Below are 18,188 nucleotides of genomic sequence, written 5' to 3' on the forward strand. Positions count from 1 at the left end.
TGGCGGTCCACTGCGCGCCAGCCCAGCAATGATGCGGGCCATGGACGTTTCCGCTGTCAGCTCATGGGCTTGCGATCCCCGCAGGCGGCGCTTGCCGGAGTGCGGCTGCGACAACCTGTCATCTGGAGCCTGTCGCGAGAGGGCAGAGAATGTCCGACCAAGGTCTTGGTACCACGGTGCCATTGCCTGTGCGCTTGCCGGCGGGAGTCGGGGGGAGACTGCCCCCGACGTCGGTGGCAAGCGCATGCAGAGACGGCAGTCTGGCCGTTCGTCTTATCGCAAAGGGGTTAGACATGATCTCCGATACCGTAGTGGAGCTGTCGCGGTTCCAGTTTGGCATGACCGCGCTCTATCACTTCCTGTTCGTCCCGTTGACCATCGGCATGGCCTTCCTGCTGGCCATCATGGAATCCCTGTATGTGATGACCGGCAAGCAGGTCTACCAGGACATGACCAAGTTCTGGGGCAAGCTGTTCGGCATCAACTTCGCGCTCGGTGTCGCCACCGGCCTGACGATGGAGTTCCAGTTCGGCACCAACTGGGCCTATTACTCGCATTACGTCGGCGACATCTTCGGTGCGCCGCTGGCCATCGAGGGCCTGGTGGCCTTCTTCCTCGAATCCACCTTCGTCGGGCTGTTCTTCTTCGGCTGGGACCGCCTGAGCAAGCGTCAGCACCTGATGGTGACCTGGCTTGTCGCCTTCGGCTCCAACTTCTCGGCGCTGTGGATCCTGATCGCCAATGGCTGGATGCAGAATCCGGTCGGGGCGGCCTTCAACTTCGAGACCATGCGCATGGAGCTGACCAGCTTCGCGGATGTCATCTTCAATCCGGTCGCCCAGGCCAAGTTCGTGCATACCGTGTCGGCAGGCTACGTGACCGGCGCCATGTTCGTGCTCGGCATCAGCGCCTTCTACCTGCTCAAGGGGCGGGATCTGGGCTTTGCCAAGCGCAGCTTCGCCATCGCCGCGGCCTTCGGACTGTTCTCGGTGGCCTCGGTCATCGTGCTGGGCGATGAGTCCGGCTACGAAGTCGGGGATGTCCAGAAGGCCAAGATGGCCGCCATCGAGGCGATGTGGGAGACCGAGCCGGCGCCGGCGTCCTTCACGCTGATCGGTCTGCCCAACGAGGAGACCCAGCACACCGATTACGGCATCCACATTCCCTATGTGATGGGGCTGATCGGTACGCGCTCGCTGGATACCGAGATTCCGGGCATCAAGGAGCTGACCGAGGAGCACCGCGGACGCATCGTCAATGGCATGCAGGCCTATGATCTGCTTCAGCAGCTGCGGGAGGGTCAGGACGATATCGCGACCCGCAAGGCCTTCGATGCCGTCAAGCAAGATCTCGGTTACGGCATGCTGCTCAAGCGCTATGTCGAGACGCCCTCCGATGCCACGCCGGAGATGATCGACAAGGCCGCGGCCGACTCGATCCCCCCGGTGGCACCGATGTTCTTCTCGTTCCGGATCATGGTCGCCTGTGGCATGGCGATGCTCGCGATCTTCATCGTCGCGGTATGGATGAGTGCCAAGCATCGCTTCGATGTGCGCCCCTTCCTGTGGATCTGCCTGCTGTCGATCCCGCTGCCGTTCATCGCGGTGGAGACCGGCTGGTTCGTGGCCGAATTCGGGCGTCAGCCCTGGGCGGTCGGAGAGATTCTGCCGACCTTCATGGCGGCCTCGAGCCTGGATGAGTCGGATCTATGGTGGTCCATCGGCGGTTTCCTGGCCTTCTACAGCCTGTTCTTCGTGATCGAGATGTGGCTGATGTTCCACTTCGCGCGCAAGGGACCCTCTTCCCTGCATACCGGCCGCTATCACTTCGAGCGCGGCGCCCTGCGAGACGACGAGGGCATGTCGCTCAATCCTTCGCTGTCATTCAAGGAGTAATGGATCATGTGGGATTACGAGATCCTCAAGCTGTTCTGGTGGGTGGCGGTGGGTCTGCTGCTGATCGGCTTCGTCATCACCGATGGCATGGACATGGGCGCGGCGATGCTGATGCCGCTGGTCAGTCGCAGTGACAGCGAACGGCGCGTGGTGATCAACACGCTGGCGCCGCACTGGGATGGCAATCAGGTATGGCTGGTCACCGCCATCGGTGCCGTCTTCGCGGTGTGGCCGGTGGTCTATGGCGCGGCGTTCTCCAGCTTCTATTTCGCGATGCTGACCATCCTGTTCTCGCTGTTCTTCCGTCCGCTGGGCTTTGACTATCGCTCCAAGCTCGAGAGCCCCCAATGGCGGGGCTGGTGGGACCGCGGCATCGTCGCCGGCAGCCTGATTCCCACTGCCTTCTTCGGCCTCATCTTCGGCAACCTGCTGCAGGGCGTGCCGCTGGAAGTCGATCAGTACATGCGTGCCAGCTACGACGGCAGCTATCTCGGGCTGTTCAATCCCTTCGCGTTGCTGTGTGCGGCGCTGTCCGTCGTGATGGTGATGCTGCATGGCGGTACCTGGCTGGTGGCGCGTGCCGATGACGCCGTGGCGGCGCGCAGTGCGCGTCTGGTGCAGCCGCTGGGACTGCTTTCGCTCGGGCTGTTTGGCCTGGGCGGACTGTGGGTGTGGTTGTCCGGCATGGGCTACAGCATCGATCAGATGGGCGATACCGGCACGGCGCTAAAGCTGCTGGACAAGCAGGTCGGCCCCGGCAGCTGGATGGATGTCTACGCGCGTGAGCCGCTGACGTTGCTCGCGCCCTTGAGCGCCGTGGCGGGTATCGTCACCGCGATGTGGCTATCGGCCAGACGTCAGGGCGGGGCAGCCTTCACGGCCAGTTCCGTCGGGGTCGGCGGTGTGGTCGCCACCGCAGGCATCAGCATGTTCCCGTTCATCGTGCCGTCCTCGCGCATGGGCGAAGCCAGCCTGACGCTGTGGGATTCGGTCTCCAGCGAACTGACACTGTCCATCGTCACCGTGGCGGGGCTGGTGATGGTGCCGACCATCATCCTCTACACCACCTGGTGCTACGTGAAGATGTGGCGGCGCGTCACGGTGAGTCACGTCGAGCAGGACGGACACAGTCTGTACTGAGGCAGGCAGCCGACGCTGCAACCGCTTTTCCCGTACGCTTCATAATTGCATCATTGGGCGAGGGCACCGCCCTCGCCGGGAGACGACTTCATGTGGTATTTCGCCTGGATTCTCGGTGTACTGCTGGCCTGCTTCGCGGGCATCATCAATGCATTGTGGCTTGAGCAGACTCACACCTTTGACGATGATTGAGGCAGGCGGCCTCAACGATGCTTCTGCGCCGCCGACCGTTCTGATCAAGGAGAGCTCGATGTCACGACCCTGGTACGCCTCACGACCACCGGCCTGGTGCCGAACTCGCCCTGCCCATCTGGCCTCGCTGCTGCTGTCTGCCATGGTGGCCATCTGGATGCTGCTGGGGCCGGATGCCATCGCCTCGATGGCCACCGGGCCGCGCTATCTGATGCTGCTGATCGCGCTGTGGGGGCTGGGGGCCGGCTTCACGCATGGGGTCGGGCTGGTGCCGCGTCATGCCACGCGCGCCTGGCTGCTGGGCGCACCGCTGAGCTGGTGTCTGCTGCTGATCACCCTGATCGCCCTGAGCATGAGCTAGCCACCGCGATGCCTTGAAAGTCCCGAGAGGGGTCACTCCATGAGTGGCCCCTCTTGCGTTGGGGGGATGCTGGCGCGAGAAGTGTCACCGGGGAGGCAAGCGAGCCCTTCTTGAGCGGCAGCGACATGCGATATCGCTTTACATCCCGCCAGTCCGCGCCCTATAACGCCAGTGCAACCGCGTGAGAGGGGGCCTGGAGGTCACCGCGATTCGCTCATGCCCTTGGCCCATGCCCTGGGCTTGTGCATCCGGGCGTGGTGGGCGAGGCGTCATTGCAATCCCTCCTGCGAGCCCCACCTAACACAAGAGACCCCCTGTGCGCCCGAGCGTGCTGTCGTGGGGGTATGGCTGGGCGACCGATATCAACAACAATGGTTCACGAGCGATATCCAGACCGCTCTTCGAGGAGGAAGGCATGCGATCATCCGTTGACTCTGCCCGCGGTTCGGCCCGCGGACCCGAGGGAAGCAGGCCGTCCACGGCGTCTGCAGGTTATATCCCACGCGACATGACGCGGCGCCAATCAGGCGACTGGGTGCTGTCGCTGGTGGTGCCGGTGATGAATGAAGAGGAGACGATCGCGCCGTTTCTTGCCGCCATCGATGCCACCCTGGCAGCGCAGGTACCGCACCTGGAAATCCTGTTCGTCGACGATGGCTCCAGCGATGCCACCCTGGCGCGCCTGGAAGCTGCCGCGACCGATGACTCACGCATTCGTTATCTGAGCCTGACACGCAACTTCGGCAAGGAAGCGGCCATGAGCGCCGGCATCGAGCAGGCGCGAGGCGATGCCATCGTGCCGATGGATGTCGACCTCCAGGACCCGCCCGAGGTGATACTCGAATTCATCACCCAGTGGCAGGCCGGCTACGACATGGTCTATGGCGTCCGCGCCGCGCGTGATGAAGACACCGCCACCAAGCGCAAGACGGCAGGATGGTTCTATCGCATCTTCAATCGCCTGACCTTTACCGAGATTCCACGGGACGCCGGGGATTTCCGACTGCTGGATCGTCGGGTCGTCGAGGCGTTGCGCCGCATGCCGGAGCGCAACCGTTTCATGAAGGGACTGTTCTCCTGGCCCGGTTATCGCTCGGTTGGCGTCACCTATCAGCGCCCGGCAAGGACCGCCGGCACGACCAAGTTCAACTACTGGAAGCTGTGGAACTTCGCCCTGGACGGCGTGGTGAGCTTCTCGACCTGGCCGCTGCGGGTCTGGACCTACCTCGGCGCGTGCATCGCGGGGCTGTCCTTCCTCTACATTCTCGTCATCATCAGCAAGACGGTGCTGTTCGGCATTGATGCCCCGGGGTATGCGTCCCTGATGATCGCGGTGCTGTTCTTCGGCGGCATGCAGCTGATTTCCATCGGCGTGCTGGGCGAATATCTCGGGCGCCTGTTCATGGAGACCAAGCAGCGCCCGCTGTATCTGATCGATCACGACAGCCTGCAGGATGGCCCCGGTGGCGCTACCTCGCCGGACAGCGGGCTGGACAGTGGCCTCAGCACGGCGCGGGTCTTGCGCGGACAGCGTGACCGTGAGGCCAGTCGCCGCCGTGAATCCTGTCAGAGTGCCGAGCCTGACATGACGCGAGGAGACTCGCGTGAGGGATGATGCCACGTCACGCCAGACGTCCAGCACCGCAGAGCGGGCACGACAGGAAGCTGGCACCGCCACCCGTTTCGGTCTGGTGGGGCTGGCCGCCACGGGGGTGCACCTCGCGGTCGCCGCGTTGATGCTGTTTCTCTGGCCACCGCTCAATGAATTCATCGCCAATATCGTGGCCTTCTGTGTGGCCTTCCAGGTCTCGCTGGTGGGGCATCGACGTCTGACCTTCAAGCGACAGGGCAGCGCCTGGCGGTTCGCGCTGGTGGCGGCCAGCGGCTTCGCGCTCAACAACGGGTTGCTGGCCGTGCTGATCCAGGGGCTCGGCATGAGCGGCTTCGTGGCCATCGCGATCGCGACGCTCTCGGTACCCGTCGTGACCTATCTGGCATCACGACTCTGGGCCTTCAAGGAATGAGCCTCATGAACGACAGCACTGCCGTGAAGGCCGAGCGGATGGGCAAGGGGCGGCTGGCGGCCCTGGGGGCCGCGTTGATCGCCGAGACGCCATCGCCGAGCGAGGCGCTGGTGCGCGCACGCACCGCCAGCATTCCCTGGGCACATATCCTGCTGGCACTGGTGATCACGCGGCTTGCGTGGCTGGCCATCGCCGCCCATGGCGATCAAAGCTACCTGCATGCCATGGCCCAGTTCGATGGCAGCTGGTTCAAGGGCATCATGACCCGTGGCTACGATGTCGAAGCCCGGGGCATGAGCGACGGTGATGCCGCCAACTGGGCCTTCTTTCCGCTCTATCCTGCCCTGTTGTGGCTGGTGACGCTGGGCGGCCAGCTCGACTCGGAGCTGATGGGCGTACTGCTGAGCAATGTGCTGCTGGCGGCGGCCCTGGGACTGGGGTGTCGCTATCTTGCCATCACGCGCCCTGATGCCTCGCCGCTGCTGTTCGTGTGGCTGGTCGCCAGCATGCCGTACAGCTTCTATTTCAGTGCGCTGTACTCGGAATCGCTGTTCTGGCTGTTGTGTCTCGCGTCCCTGATCGACTGGCGCTGTCAGCGCACCGGACGGGTGATGCTGTGGACATTGCTGCTGTCGATGACACGAGCCACCGGGGTGTTCTGGGTCATCGCCATGGGCATCGAGCTGCTGGCGCGTCTGCGTCTGGCGGCCTTCGCCGAGCTGTGGCGCCGCCCCGACTGGCTGTTGATCGGCGTGATGGGGCCGCTGGGGCTGTTTCTGTTCATGGCGGTGCTCTACCACCAGACGGGCGATGCGCTGGCCTTCAGTCACGTGCAGATCTCCTGGGGCCGCGAGATGGGCAATCCCATCGTCAATCTGGTGCAGGGGCTGGGGTACTGGTTCACGGCGCCGGAAACGCTCCGGCCCGCCTGGCAGGCCAGCATGGCGCTGATCGGCATCGCGTTGATCGGCTGGCTGGGCCTGCAGCGGCGCTGGCTGGAGATGGGCCTGGCGGCGTTCACCCTGTTCATTCCGCTGGCCACGGGGCTGGACGCCATCCCGCGCTACCTGATCGGCATGCCGGTGTTCGTGCTGGCGCTGCTGGATCTGCTCACGCGCCTCCCGAGCCGACTTGCCTGGGGGCTGGTCGCCCTGGGCGCGCTTTTCAACCTCTGGCTGGTGGAGAACTGGTATGACGCCGCATTCTGGCTCGTCTGATGTGAGTGCGGACCTCTCCGCCACTTCGGGAGGGCGTGCCGACGCGCGTTACGGCGTGCCGACCCGCTTGAGCCGGCGGCGTCTCTGGCTATTGCTGGCAACGGCCGCCGTGCTGGCCTTCGAACTCTGCATGCTGTGGCTGGCACGCACCCCTCAGGTGGATGACCACTACCGACGCTACTTCATCGAACACGCCACCACCTGCTATCGCCCGATGGGCGAGGTACCGGTTCTCGCCTTGGGCGAGCGCTATCCCGTGCGCAAGGGGGAGCCGCTTGGCAACTGCGGCGTGCTGTGGGAAGGGTTCTATTCGCCCAAGGAGGATCGGCCGGTCAGTGCACGCCAGGCGCAGGTGGGTCTGCGTCTGAAGGTCACGCCGGGCCTCAGGCAGCCGGTCGTGGTGGCACTCGCGCTGTCACGCTATCCCGATGACGCCGAACCCCGCCCGGTGGAGGTGTGGGGGGAAGGCGAGCTGTTGGCCCGCTGGCCGGTGGGCGGTCGTCAGGCCAGCCACGAGGTGGAGGTGCCGGAGCGGTTGATCCAGCCGGACGGCAGCCTGCATCTGACGCTCAAGGGGCCGCCGCCCATTGCCCCGCGGGATGTCGGGATCGATGGCAACAAGTTTCCCGTTGGCCTGCGCCTGGATAGCGTGATGTTGCGCTCGACCCTGGGGCTGACGCCGCCCGACAGTGCTCCATGACCCTGACCGGCGGCGCGCGATGGCACTGACGCGGCGACGATAGTCAGGTAAATTGTGCGCGCGGCAACGTGAATGATCCGTCCGACCGAGCGGCAGTTCGCCTGATGGTGAACGGCTCGCGTCCTATCAAGAGAAAGCGCCCGGTAGTCAGTGACTGTCATCGCAAGGGGCTTACAAGGAGTTAGTGTGGATTTTCTGAATGCCATTCCCATGGAAACCGACCAGTTGTTCGAGCTGGCGTTGTGGTGGGGCGGAACCCTGTTGTCAGCACTGGCCGTGCTGGTGTTCGGGATGTGGGTGGCCAAGCGTCTGACCCGCTGGGTCACCTCGCTGTTGCAGCGCAAGAGCATGGACGAGGCGGCAGCAGGCTTCGTCGGTCAGATCGCCTACGCGATTCTGGTGGTCATGGTGCTGCTGACCGCGCTGGATCAGGTGGGGGTCGATACCACGTCGATGATCGCGGCGCTGGGTGCGGCGGGTCTGGCCATCGGTCTGGCACTGCAGAGCTCACTGTCCAATTTGGCCTCGGGCTTCCTGCTGGTGACGCTGCGTCCGTTCAAGAAGGGCGATTACATCGAGGCCGCCGGGACGTCCGGCAGCGTCGACCAGATCACCATGCTGCAGACTCGTCTGGTGACGCCGGACAATCGCAAGGTCACCGTGCCCAACTCCAGCGTGATGTCCCAGACCATCACCAATTATTCGGCACTGCCGACACGTCGTCTGGATCTGGTGGTCGGGGTCAGCTATGACGACGACATCCGTCAGGTCAAGGCGGTGCTCGAGGAGCTGGTCAACAGCGACGAGCGCATCATGAAGGAGCCGTCCTACCTGATCGCCGTGGCGGAACTGGCCGACAGCTCGGTCAACTTCAACTTCCGCATGTGGTGCCAGGCCTCCGACTACTGGGCACTGAAGTGGGACATGACCGAGCGCATCAAGCTGACCTTCGATGAGCGCGGCATCAGCATCCCCTATCCGCAGCGCGATGTGCATATCCATCAGCCGGGCAGGGCGGCCGAGTAAGCCACCTGTCCTCGCGTGATGGCATGCCATGCCATGACATGCCGTGATATGACACAAAAGAACGCCACCTTCGGGTGGCGTTTTTTTGTGGCGCGAGTCAGCTACTCTCGAGTGTGGCAGTGGTTCATCCTCCAGGACCGGGAGTGTCGTCTCTTGTACATGATCATGGATCTGACTCGTCGCCAACGTCGCCAGGCGTGGCGCCTTCTGCTTGCCAGCCTGGCCGTGCTCGGCATCGGGCTCGTGCCGCTGTTAAGCCAGCAGGCCCTCTATCTGGATGACATGAGTCGTACCCTGGATGGCTACTTCGGATGGGGGCTGAATGCCCGGCCGGCCGCGGAAGGCGTGATGCGCCTGCTGGGCTTCGGGGGAGAGCTTGTCAATGTCGCGCCCTTGCCGCAGCTGGCGGCCTGGGGCATCGCGGCCGGTATGGCGCTGGTCTGGTGGCGCCGGGTGCCGGGGCTCTCGCCGGGCGTCTGCGTGCTGGGCAATGCGCTCATCTGGCTGACACCCTTCACGCTGCAGAACTTCAGCTATGCCTACGACAGCCTGCCGATGAGTCTCGGGCTTGCCAGCGCGATGCTGGCCAGCCTGATCCTGCGCCCGGGTGTCCACGGGCCGGTGCAACGTTCGCAGCGCCGCTGGCAACCTTCATTGATGGCGCTGGGATTGCTGCTGCTGGCCCTGTGCTGCTACCAGCCGGCGCTGAACGCCTTTCTGGTACTGAGCCTGCTGGACGCCCTGATGGGGTCGCGCCCGCGCGGGGTCGAAAGGAGAGAGGCTGAAGAGAGAAATACCGAAGAGAGGAAGTTCGAAGAGGGAAAGACCGAACAGAGTGAATCGGTATGGCGCGCCTGGCTTGCGCTGCTGCAGCGCGGCGGACTGGTGCTGGCTGCCTTGCTGCTCTACCTGCCGCTGTCACGACTGCTGGTGGCGGGCGACTACAGCCAGCAGCACGGCGAGATGCTGTCGCTGGGGGATCTGCCGGCGCTGCTGGCCGCCTTGGAGCAGCATCTCGTACAGGCACTTGCCGCCCTGCGTGGCGGACTGGATCTCGTCAGCGGGGCACTGAGTGGCAGCCTGCTGGTGGTAGCGCTGGGGGCGGCGCTGATGACAGCAGGCCGGCGGCATGGCGCACGCCAGGTGTCCTCGCGCCAGCTGACGCTGGAGCGTCTGAGTCGTCTGCTGTGGGCGCTGCTGCTGATACCTGCACTGTGGGGGCCGATGCTGATGCTGGCGGAGCCGGTCTTTCACTCGCGCACCCTGGTGGGCTGGGGGGCACTGCTGGGCGGTGCCCTGATGCTGAGCCTGGCGGGCCGGCAGGCGAGAGGCTCCGAGCGCTTCACGCTGCGGCGCTGTCTGCTGGCGCTGGCGGCACTGCTGTTGCTGCGTCACTGGTTGATCTTCGCGGCCTGGAGCAATGCGCTGGCCGCCCAGCAGACCCATGAGACCCAGCTGGCGCGTGAGATCGTCACCCAGGCACGTGAGCTGGGACTGCCGATCACCTCACCACGTGACCGCGCCACCTATCGGCCCGATGACGAGCTGGCGGTGCAGGTGCTGGGGAAGGCGCCGCTGGCACCGCTGGCGCGGGTCGCTGAGCGTCAGGTGCCCGCCGTGCGCCAGAACCTGATCGCCGCCTTCACGCCTGACAACTATTGGGCTGTGGTGAGATTGCGCATGGCCGGTGCCAGTGCGGCGACCCTGCTGCGCGATGATGAGCGCAAGGCCAGTATCAAGGAGCCGCCTGTCTGTGACGAGCGCGCGTCAGTGGATGCCCCGGGAGATGAGGGGGGATCGCCGAGAATCTTCACCCAGACCTTGCGGGAGGGTGTCTGGGTGATCGACTTTCGCACCGCCGAGAACTGTCGCCGAGCAGACGTGAGACCCTGACGTGCGTCCAGATGCTTGCCCAGGCGCTTGCCCAGACGCTTATCCAGACACGACAACGCCGCCCCGAGGGGCGGCGTTGTCGTGTCTCACGGCAGATCATGCTGCCGAGTTCGATCAGGCGTGGTTCTCGACCTGTTCGAATTCGTCGGTGATCTCATCGCTCGGCGCTGCGGTCATGATGCTGACCACGTAGATGGCGATGTAGGCGAAGATGACGCCCGGCACGATCTCGTAGAGGTCGAAGATGCCGCCGGACAGCTGCTTCCAGACCACCACGGTCACGCCACCGACGATGATGCCGGCCAGAGCGCCGAAGCGGTTCATGCGACGCCAGTACAGCGACATGATCAGCGCCGGACCGAAGGCCGCGCCGAAGCCGGCCCAGGCGTAGGACACCAGGCCCAGTACGCTGGAGTTCGGGTCCAGTGCCAGCACCCACGCGATGATGGCGATGCCGATCACGGCGAAGCGACCGACCCACACCAGCTCGGACTGGGTCGCGTCCTTCTTGAACAGTGCCTTGTAGAAGTCATCGGCCAGCGCAGAGGAAGACACCAGCAGCTGGGAGTCGGCGGTGGACATCACGGCAGCCAGGATGGCGGCCAGCAGCACGCCGGCGACCGCCGGGTGGAAGATGAAGTTCACCATGACCATGAAGATCTTCTCGCTGTCGGCCAGATCCTTCGGCACATAGACGAGACCCAGCAGGCCGATGCAGATGGCGGCGAACAGCCCCAGGGCTGACCAGATGACGGCGATGGTGCGTGCGGTGCCGACATCCTTCTCGCTGCGGATGGCCGCGAAGCGCGCCAGGATGTGCGGCTGACCGAAGTAGCCCAGACCCCAGGCCAGTGACGAGATGATGCCGACCAGCGTCAGGGCTTCACCGGTGGAGGCGTCACGGAACCATTCCAGCAGCAGCGGGTTCTCGGCGGTGATGCGCGAGCTCGCTTCTGCCACGCCACCCATGTCGGTGAGCGCGACGATGGGCACCACGATCAGCGCGGCGGCCATCATCAGACCCTGGATGAGGTCGGTCCACGACACGGCGAGGAAGCCGCCGAAGAAGGTGTAGGACACGATGGCGATGGTGCCGACGGTCACGGCGATGGTGTAGTCGAGGCCGAAGACGGTCTCGAACAGCTTGCCGCCCGCCACCAGACCGGAGCTGGTGTAGAAGAGGAAGAACAGCAGGATGAAGACGGCCGAGATGACACGCAGCATCTTGGAGTTGTCGCGGAAGCGCTTCTCGAAGTAATCCGGCAGCGTCAGGGAGTCGCTGGCGACGAAGCTGTAGATACGCAGGCGCTTGGCGACGATCAGCCAGTTGAGCCAGGTACCGGCCAGCAGGCCGATGCCGATCCAGGCAGCGGACAGACCACTGAGGTAGGCCGCACCCGGCAGGCCCAGCAGCAGCCAGCCGGACATGTCAGAGGCGCCGGCGGAAATCGCGGAGGTCCAGGGGCCCAGTGAGCGGCCGCCCAGGATGTAGTCCGACATGTTGGAGGTGCGCTTGTAGGCCAGCAGGCCGATGCCAAGCATCACCGCCAGATAGACGGCAAACGTGATGAGAATTGTGGGGCTATTTTCGACCATCGTGGAGTAAATCCTTTGCATTTATTGTTGTCGGACGTCGAGCGTTCCGATAATCCCGGAGGAGATGGCACCGCCTGGTGCATCACCGCCATGGCCCTGAGCACCTACCGAATGTCACCGTCCAGCAAAGGCTGGTGCCATTCTGTATATGTTCAGACTAGCGCATAAACGAATCATCTGAAGCCTCTCCGTCCCCGCATGTCGCCGTCGAATCAAGCAGGAGAACGGCAACGGACACCGCAGGGCACCTGGCAGGCAGGCCAGTCAATCGGCCTGTCTGCCAAGTGGCATCCCTGTCGGTGTCCGAAGCACACCCCCCGTGCTGCAGAGAGGGTGTGCCAGGCATCGTCCTGATGCCCATTGCCTGACTACTTCATGCACGTCCGGCATGCAGTCCTCTGTCAGGCGGGACCGATGCTACTCGTCGTGCAGGCCCGTCATGCCGAGCCCGTCACCGGCGATAGCGCCGATCATTCGTCGCCCATGGCCAGAAGAGACGCGTTGCCGCCGAGTGCCGTGGTGTTGATGGTACGGGTCTTCTCGGTGGCGAAACGGTGCAGGTAGTGGGGGCCGCCGGCTTTCGGACCGGTACCGGAGAAGCCCTGACCACCAAACGGCTGTACACCCACCACTGCGCCGATGATATTCCTGTTGACGTAGACATTACCAACACGAATTTTCTGTGCAACTGCATTAGCAAAACTTTCGTTTCGGGAATGCACACCGAAGGTCAGGCCATAGCCCAGGCCATTGATGGTATCGATGACCTTGTCGATATCGCCGCCTTTCCAGGTGGCGATGTGCAGGATCGGCCCGAACTGCTCGCTTTCCAGGCTGTCGATGCCGTCGATGCGCAGCGCGATCGGCGCGACGAAGGTGCCTTCGGCGGTGTGCGCCGGGTCCATGCGGGCTTCCGCCACCACGCGGCCCTGGGCACGATATTCCTCGATGTGCTTGAGCAGACCGGCGCGTGCCTCTTCATCGATGACCGGGCCGACATCAGTGCCCAGATCGCGCGGATCGCCGATCTTCAGCTCATCCATCGCGCCCTTGAGCAGGCTGATGACGCGCTCGGCGACATCTTCCTGGACGTAGAGCACACGCAGGGCGGAACAGCGCTGCCCGGCGCTCTGGAAGGCGGACTGCACCACGTCATTGACGACCTGCTCCGGCAGGGCGGTGGAGTCGACGATCATGGCGTTGAGGCCACCGGTCTCGGCGATCAGACTCGGCAGCGGGGCATTCTCACGAGCCGCCAGAGAGCGGTTGATGATCTGGGCCGTCTGGGTGGAGCCAGTGAAGCAGACGCCGGTGATGCGCGGGTCGCTGGAGAGCACGCTGCCCACGGTCGGGCCATCGCCCGGCAGCAGCTGCACGACATCCCGCGGCATGCCGGCTTCACGCAGCAGCTCGACGACACGGTGCGCGACCAGCGAGGTCTGCTCGGCCGGTTTGGCGACCACGGTGTTGCCGGTGACGGCCGCGGCGACCATCTGACCGCAGAAGATCGCGACCGGGAAGTTCCAGGGGCTGATGCAGGCGAACACGCCCTTGCCGCCCAGCAGGATCTCGTTGTGCTCGCCGGTCGGGCCACGCAGGACGGTGGGGGCACCGAAGTCGGCACGCGCACGGTTGGCGTAGTAGCGGCAGAAGTCGACGGCTTCGCGAATCTCGGCGATGCCATCGGTCAGAAGCTTGCCGCCCTCGCGGGAGCACAGGGTCATCAGCTCCGCGGTATGGGCTTCCATCAGATCGCCAAAGCGCTCGAGGATGGCAGCACGCTCCTCGACCGGGGTCATCTCCCAGCGCGGGAAGGCGGCCCAGGCGGCGTCGATGGCGCGGGAGGCTTCATCGGCGCTGGTCCACTGCACGTGGCCCACGGTGACGCGGCGATCGAACGGGCAGGTCACGACCTGACGGCGTTCGGCATTGGCATCGACATCGAAGGCCAGCTGCGGACGTACGTCGTAGGTGCTGTCCATGAACCTGGCCATCTCGTCCATCAGCGGCTGGTACTGGCTGTTGATGTTCAGATTGATGCCGCGTGAGTTGCGACGGCCCTCGCCATAGATATGCGGCGGCAGGGCGATACGCGGATTGTGGTAGCTCTTGAACTGGGAGAGCGTGGTGACCGGGTGGACGCACAGGCTCTCGACCGGCACGCGCGGGTCGACCAGCTGGTGGACGAACGAGGAGTTGGCGCCGTTCTCCAGCAGGCGACGCACCAGGTAGGGGAGCAGGTCCTTGTGGGCACCGACCGGCGCATAGATACGGCACCAGGTCCCTTCGGGAGCGCGCTTGAGGGCGGCGTCGTACAGCGCCTCGCCCATGCCGTGCAGACGCTGGAATTCGAACTGGCGCGTCTCGCCTGAGTTGGCCACGTCCAGAATGGTGCTGATGGTGTGAGCGTTGTGGGTCGCGAACTGCGGATAGATGCGGCCACGGGTGTTCTCGGACAGCAGGAAGCGCACGCAGGCCAGATAGCTGACATCGGTGGAGGCCTTGCGAGTGAAGACCGGATAACCGTCGACCCCCAGCTCCTGGGATTCCTTGATTTCGCTGTCCCAGTAGGCGCCCTTGACCAGGCGCAGCGGGATCTCGTCACCCTGCAGGTCGGCGATGCGGTTCAGATACTGAAGCGTCGGCAGAGCGCGGGTGGAGTAGGCCTGCACCACCAGACCGAACTTGCCCCAGCCGCGGCAGGTGTCGCTCTCGTAGACGGCGCGGAAGACTTCCAGCGACAGCTCGAGGCGATCGACCTCTTCGGCATCGATGGTGATGGCGACTTCCAGCTCGCGCGCGATGCTGACCAGTTCGCGCACGCTGGCGACCAGCTCTTCCAGAATCTGCTCGCGACGGCCGAATTCATAACGCGGGTGCAGGGCGGACAGCTTGATGGAGACCGACGGTGACGGCGTCGCGGCCTTCAGCTTGCGAGAGGTCTCGCCCACGGTGCGAATGGCGCGCGCGTAGTCATCGAAGTAGCCCTTGGCATCGGCACGCGTGCAGGCGGCTTCGCCGAGCATGTCGTAGGAGTAGGTGTAGCCCTTCTCGAACTGCGGCTGGGAGCGCTTGAGCGCTTCCTTGATGTCACGGCCCAGCACGAACTGCTTGCCCATGATCTTCATGGCCTGATACATGGCGCGACGGATGACCGGCTCGCCCATGCGGTTGACCATGCGATTGATGAAGGTCGCCGGCTTGCCGTCATTCTTGGGCAGATCCATCTTGATGACGTTGCCGGTCATCAGAAGGCCCCAGGTGGAGGCATTGACGAACCAGGACTCGCTCTGGCCGAGGTGGGATTTCCAGTCGGCCACGCCCAGCTTGTCCTCGATCAGCGCATCGGCGGTGTCCTTGTCCGGAATGCGCAGCAGCGCCTCGGCCAGGCACATCAGCAGCACGCCTTCCTGGGTGTCGAGGCTGTATTGCTGCAGCAGCTCGTCGATGGAATCGACGGCGGTGTCCATGGTGCGAATCTCGCGGACAAGCTCCGCGGCCTTGTCACCGACACGCTTGATGTCGGCATCGTTGACGTCCAGCAGCTTGACCAGCTCAGCCACGAAACCATCTTCGTCGACCAGATAGTGGTCGCTGACCCGTGAGAACAGCTTGCTCGGATCGCGTTGCCAGGTATTCGGCGCCAGAATCTCGTCGGCACGCAGCACCGTCTCGCCCAGCGGGCAAGCGGTACGCGGCGTTTCCTTGAGGGAATCGGACGGCTGGGTAGTGGCCGGAACGGCCGGAGTGACGGTGGTCATTGAGCAAACCCCCTGCTGCTGGGTGGCATTACGCCAGATAGGATTGCCGGGCACGATGCGCGAAGGTGATGCGAGGCGCATCCGGGCGGGACATCGGCACGTCTTGTTGGATACCGGAGAATGTAGGGTGGTGCAGGGGGGCGGGTCTTTCCAATTTCTCGGCTTCGCGTGTCAAATCCACGGGCGTGGCGTGAAACCTGCCGCTATCTGCGACCTTCGTCGAAAAGCATGACGTCAATTGCTGTGAACTTGTTAGACCAAGGTCGGAGTGTCCTGTGTCAGATCCCTGCCGGTCACGCTCTAAGGACAGCGCCCCTGGCCGGGGCTTGCGTTCAGGGCTTGTGATCAGCGCTGGCGCTCAGCGCTTGTGGTCAGAGCTTGCGATCGGGAGACGCTGGGTGGGGGCGTTCAGGACTTGCGCAGTGCGGAAGGCGGGAAACCGAGGTGCTTGCGGAAGGCGTGCGAGAGTGCGCTCTGATTCGCGAAGCCGCAGCGCTCGGCAATCTGCGACAGGGAGAGGTCGCTGCTGTCCAGCAGATGGCGCGCTTCGTCCAGGCGGCGGCGCAGCAGGTACTGATAGGGCGAAAGCCCCGTCAACACGCGAAAGCGCTCACTGAAATGCTGTTCGGACAGGTGGGACTGACGTGCCAGATCCGCCACGCTCAGTCGGCGATGCAGGTTGGCATCGATGAAGCGGTTCAGGGCGACCAGATCCAGCTGGCGGCCGGTGCCGTTCAGGGCGCTCATCGGCTCGGCGATACGCGAGTTGAGACAGGCGAGGAAGGTGGCAGCCAGCAGGTCGCCGGGGGCCTGCTGATAATCATTGACCTCGGCGAGCATGAATTCCAGATAGCCGCGCAGCCGGGTATCCAGCGTGAAGAAGCGCGGGCGCTCGAACAGACGCTTCAGGTCACGATGCTGACCGGTCAGATAGGGCGCGTCATCCGGCAGGTCCAGAATCAACTGGCGATTCTCGCCGATGCCCGCGTAATAGTGCACGTGGTCTGCCGGCACGATACAGCCGGTCAGGGGGCGAATCTCGCCGCCCTGGCCCTCGATCTCGAATTCGGCCAGCCCATCCAGCCCGATCACCAGCTGGTGGTAGCTGTGATCATGGTGCTCCCGCAGGTTGGAAAGCGGGATCAGGCGCATCTCGCTGTTGACCATCAGGCGCGGGTCTCCGCCACGCCCGTGCGGGCGCGCAGGTGTCCCAGCAGGACGTTGAGTTCCTCACGCCCCTCGCGGGAGAACAACGCGCCGCCCTGCGCCAGTTGCCAGGGTCTGGCGTGCTTGTCGAAGATGCCCTGACAGCGGCGGCGCAGGCTTTCCAGATATTCATCATGACGAATCGGGTAGCCGATCACGCTATGCCACTCGTTCTCGTTGATCTCGCCGCTGACCGCCTGATCCAGCACGCGGGCGATATCACTGAAATCGGTACGGAATCGCGGTGTGCGCGACATCATGAGCAGAGCGACAGTGCCGACGCTGACGATCAGGCAGACCACGAAGGTAATGATGAAGATGGTCATGAGCGAACCTTGTGCGGGCAGAGCCGAGGGAATGATGGGGCATTCTACCACGCCTGTCCGGCGCCATCGTCAGTCCGGCGTGTCGGGTGATGTTCTGTCTGGCAGAACGATATGGCATGATTCTCGCGACATCCGCAGGGTCATGAGTGACCCGTCCATCCAAGGGGAATGCCGAATCATGGCCAATCAACGCGTGGAAGCGGTCGAGCGTGCCTTGACCCTGCTGGAAGCCTTCACCCCCGATACGCCTCGTCTGACGCTCAACGAGCTGGCCCAGGCCAGCGGTTTCTACAAGAGCACGATTCTGCGTCTGATGGGCTCGCTCGAGCATTTCGGCTACGTGACGCGTGACAGCCATGGAATCTATGCCATCGGCGCGGCGCTTGGGCGCTTCGCCGAGCTGGCACCCGGACTCGATGCCCGCGAGACCCTGCAGCGTGGCTGGCTGGCACGCCTGCATGCGGCCAGTGGTGAGACGGCCAGCCTGCTGCTGGTCGAGCATGGCCCGGCTGCGCAGGCGCGTCCCGTCGAGGGACTGACCCGCCCCCGTCAGGCGATCTGTCGCTATGTTCGCGTCAGTGAGGCGCCGCTGCGCCATCAGCTGGAGGAGGGGGAATGGATCGAGGAGGCGCTATCCGCCTTGCTGCATCACTGCATCGACAGTGGCGAGATCGAGGTCGGTGAGGCTGCGGGGCTGACGGTGGCAGCCCTGGCCGTGAGCGTCGCCCCGCATCACGATGAGGGCTTGGCCCCGGCGGAAGTCATCATGCTCAGCGGACCATCGGCTCGCTTGACGCCCGGTCAGGCACGGCAGCTGATGCAGGAGTGGCAGCAGAGCGCCAGGTGAGGAG

At 64.2% G+C, this 18,188-nt stretch carries 15 protein-coding genes; 11 read left to right on the forward strand and 4 right to left on the reverse strand.

Annotation, left to right across the window (positions count from 1 at the left end; all coding sequences use genetic code 11):
- Positions 1-293 precede the first annotated feature (293 nt).
- From PJK54_RS00830 to PJK54_RS00875, 10 genes are all read left to right on the forward strand, one after another.
- A complete protein-coding gene (locus tag PJK54_RS00830; RefSeq protein ID WP_084209032.1) occupies positions 294-1,895 on the forward strand; it encodes a cytochrome ubiquinol oxidase subunit I in 1,602 nt (533 codons plus the stop codon).
- A gap of 6 nt (positions 1,896-1,901) precedes the next feature.
- The gene (cydB, locus tag PJK54_RS00835; protein WP_271301979.1) at positions 1,902-3,035 is read left to right on the forward strand and encodes a cytochrome d ubiquinol oxidase subunit II; all 1,134 of its coding nucleotides are present in this window, start codon (positions 1,902-1,904) and stop codon (positions 3,033-3,035) included.
- 90 nt (positions 3,036-3,125) lie between these two features.
- Positions 3,126-3,227 (forward strand): cytochrome bd-I oxidase subunit CydX, encoded by a 102-nt coding sequence (cydX, locus tag PJK54_RS00840; protein WP_024951692.1) that lies wholly within the window; start codon positions 3,126-3,128, stop codon positions 3,225-3,227.
- Positions 3,228-3,285: 58 nt separating this feature from the next.
- Positions 3,286-3,588: a cyd operon YbgE family protein gene (locus PJK54_RS00845; protein ID WP_167593034.1), complete on the forward strand. Its 303-nt coding sequence runs from the start codon at positions 3,286-3,288 to the stop codon at positions 3,586-3,588.
- A 508-nt stretch (positions 3,589-4,096) separates the two neighbouring features.
- Entirely contained in the window at positions 4,097-5,203 is a 1,107-nt protein-coding gene (locus tag PJK54_RS00850; RefSeq protein ID WP_271301980.1) for a glycosyltransferase family 2 protein, read from the forward strand.
- Positions 5,193-5,612 (forward strand): GtrA family protein, encoded by a 420-nt coding sequence (locus PJK54_RS00855; RefSeq protein WP_084209029.1) that lies wholly within the window; start codon positions 5,193-5,195, stop codon positions 5,610-5,612. The genes PJK54_RS00850 and PJK54_RS00855 overlap by 11 nt, the downstream gene beginning before the upstream one ends.
- Positions 5,613-5,617: 5 nt before the next feature.
- Positions 5,618-6,829 (forward strand): hypothetical protein, encoded by a 1,212-nt coding sequence (locus tag PJK54_RS00860; protein WP_271301981.1) that lies wholly within the window; start codon positions 5,618-5,620, stop codon positions 6,827-6,829.
- Positions 6,804-7,529, forward strand: a complete 726-nt coding sequence (locus tag PJK54_RS00865; RefSeq protein ID WP_084209027.1) for a hypothetical protein — start codon at positions 6,804-6,806, stop codon at positions 7,527-7,529. Before PJK54_RS00860 ends, PJK54_RS00865 begins: the two co-directional genes overlap by 26 nt.
- A 186-nt stretch (positions 7,530-7,715) precedes the next feature.
- Entirely contained in the window at positions 7,716-8,555 is an 840-nt protein-coding gene (locus PJK54_RS00870; protein WP_240499561.1) for a mechanosensitive ion channel family protein, read from the forward strand.
- Positions 8,556-8,720: 165 nt separating this feature from the next.
- Positions 8,721-10,448 carry a glucosyltransferase domain-containing protein gene (locus PJK54_RS00875; RefSeq protein WP_271301982.1) on the forward strand — a complete coding sequence of 576 codons (1,728 nt, stop codon included), beginning with the start codon at positions 8,721-8,723 and terminating at the stop codon, positions 10,446-10,448.
- Between the two features lie 114 nt (positions 10,449-10,562).
- Here PJK54_RS00875 and putP read toward each other — a convergent pair whose 3' ends face one another.
- From putP to PJK54_RS00895, 4 genes are all read right to left on the reverse strand, one after another.
- Entirely contained in the window at positions 10,563-12,044 is a 1,482-nt protein-coding gene (gene putP, locus PJK54_RS00880; RefSeq protein ID WP_077372611.1) for a sodium/proline symporter PutP, read from the reverse strand.
- Between the two features lie 470 nt (positions 12,045-12,514).
- Complete coding sequence (gene putA / locus PJK54_RS00885; protein ID WP_442870662.1) at positions 12,515-15,805, reverse strand: bifunctional proline dehydrogenase/L-glutamate gamma-semialdehyde dehydrogenase PutA; 3,291 nt, start codon at positions 15,803-15,805, stop codon at positions 12,515-12,517.
- 408 nt (positions 15,806-16,213) lie between these two features.
- The gene (locus tag PJK54_RS00890) at positions 16,214-16,972 is read right to left on the reverse strand and encodes an AraC family transcriptional regulator (RefSeq protein WP_077372614.1); all 759 of its coding nucleotides are present in this window, start codon (positions 16,970-16,972) and stop codon (positions 16,214-16,216) included.
- A complete protein-coding gene (locus PJK54_RS00895) occupies positions 16,972-17,337 on the reverse strand; it encodes a hypothetical protein (RefSeq protein WP_077372617.1) in 366 nt (121 codons plus the stop codon). Before PJK54_RS00895 ends, PJK54_RS00890 begins: the two co-directional genes overlap by 1 nt.
- Positions 17,338-17,515: 178 nt before the next feature.
- Between PJK54_RS00895 and PJK54_RS00900 the strand changes: the two genes are divergently transcribed.
- Positions 17,516-18,184: a helix-turn-helix domain-containing protein gene (locus PJK54_RS00900; protein WP_170877353.1), complete on the forward strand. Its 669-nt coding sequence runs from the start codon at positions 17,516-17,518 to the stop codon at positions 18,182-18,184.
- The last annotated feature ends 4 nt before the right edge of the window (positions 18,185-18,188 follow it).

The sequence above is a fragment of the Cobetia sp. MMG027 genome (assembly GCF_027947415.1).
Classification (GTDB): Bacteria; Pseudomonadota; Gammaproteobacteria; order Pseudomonadales; family Halomonadaceae; genus Cobetia; species Cobetia marina.

Coding starts and splice junctions, on each gene's coding strand:
- PJK54_RS00890 (WP_077372614.1), bottom strand. CDS start 16,972: ATGGTCAACAGCGAGATGCGCCTGATCCCGCTTTCCAACCTGCGGGAG.
- cydX (WP_024951692.1), top strand. CDS start 3,126: ATGTGGTATTTCGCCTGGATTCTCGGTGTACTGCTGGCCTGCTTCGCG.
- PJK54_RS00850 (WP_271301980.1), top strand. CDS start 4,097: ATGACGCGGCGCCAATCAGGCGACTGGGTGCTGTCGCTGGTGGTGCCG.
- cydB (WP_271301979.1), top strand. CDS start 1,902: ATGTGGGATTACGAGATCCTCAAGCTGTTCTGGTGGGTGGCGGTGGGT.
- putA (WP_442870662.1), bottom strand. CDS start 15,805: ATGACCACCGTCACTCCGGCCGTTCCGGCCACTACCCAGCCGTCCGAT.
- PJK54_RS00860 (WP_271301981.1), top strand. CDS start 5,618: ATGAACGACAGCACTGCCGTGAAGGCCGAGCGGATGGGCAAGGGGCGG.
- putP (WP_077372611.1), bottom strand. CDS start 12,044: ATGGTCGAAAATAGCCCCACAATTCTCATCACGTTTGCCGTCTATCTG.
- PJK54_RS00900 (WP_170877353.1), top strand. CDS start 17,516: ATGGCCAATCAACGCGTGGAAGCGGTCGAGCGTGCCTTGACCCTGCTG.
- PJK54_RS00875 (WP_271301982.1), top strand. CDS start 8,721: ATGGATCTGACTCGTCGCCAACGTCGCCAGGCGTGGCGCCTTCTGCTT.
- PJK54_RS00830 (WP_084209032.1), top strand. CDS start 294: ATGATCTCCGATACCGTAGTGGAGCTGTCGCGGTTCCAGTTTGGCATG.
- PJK54_RS00845 (WP_167593034.1), top strand. CDS start 3,286: ATGTCACGACCCTGGTACGCCTCACGACCACCGGCCTGGTGCCGAACT.
- PJK54_RS00865 (WP_084209027.1), top strand. CDS start 6,804: ATGACGCCGCATTCTGGCTCGTCTGATGTGAGTGCGGACCTCTCCGCC.
- PJK54_RS00895 (WP_077372617.1), bottom strand. CDS start 17,337: ATGACCATCTTCATCATTACCTTCGTGGTCTGCCTGATCGTCAGCGTC.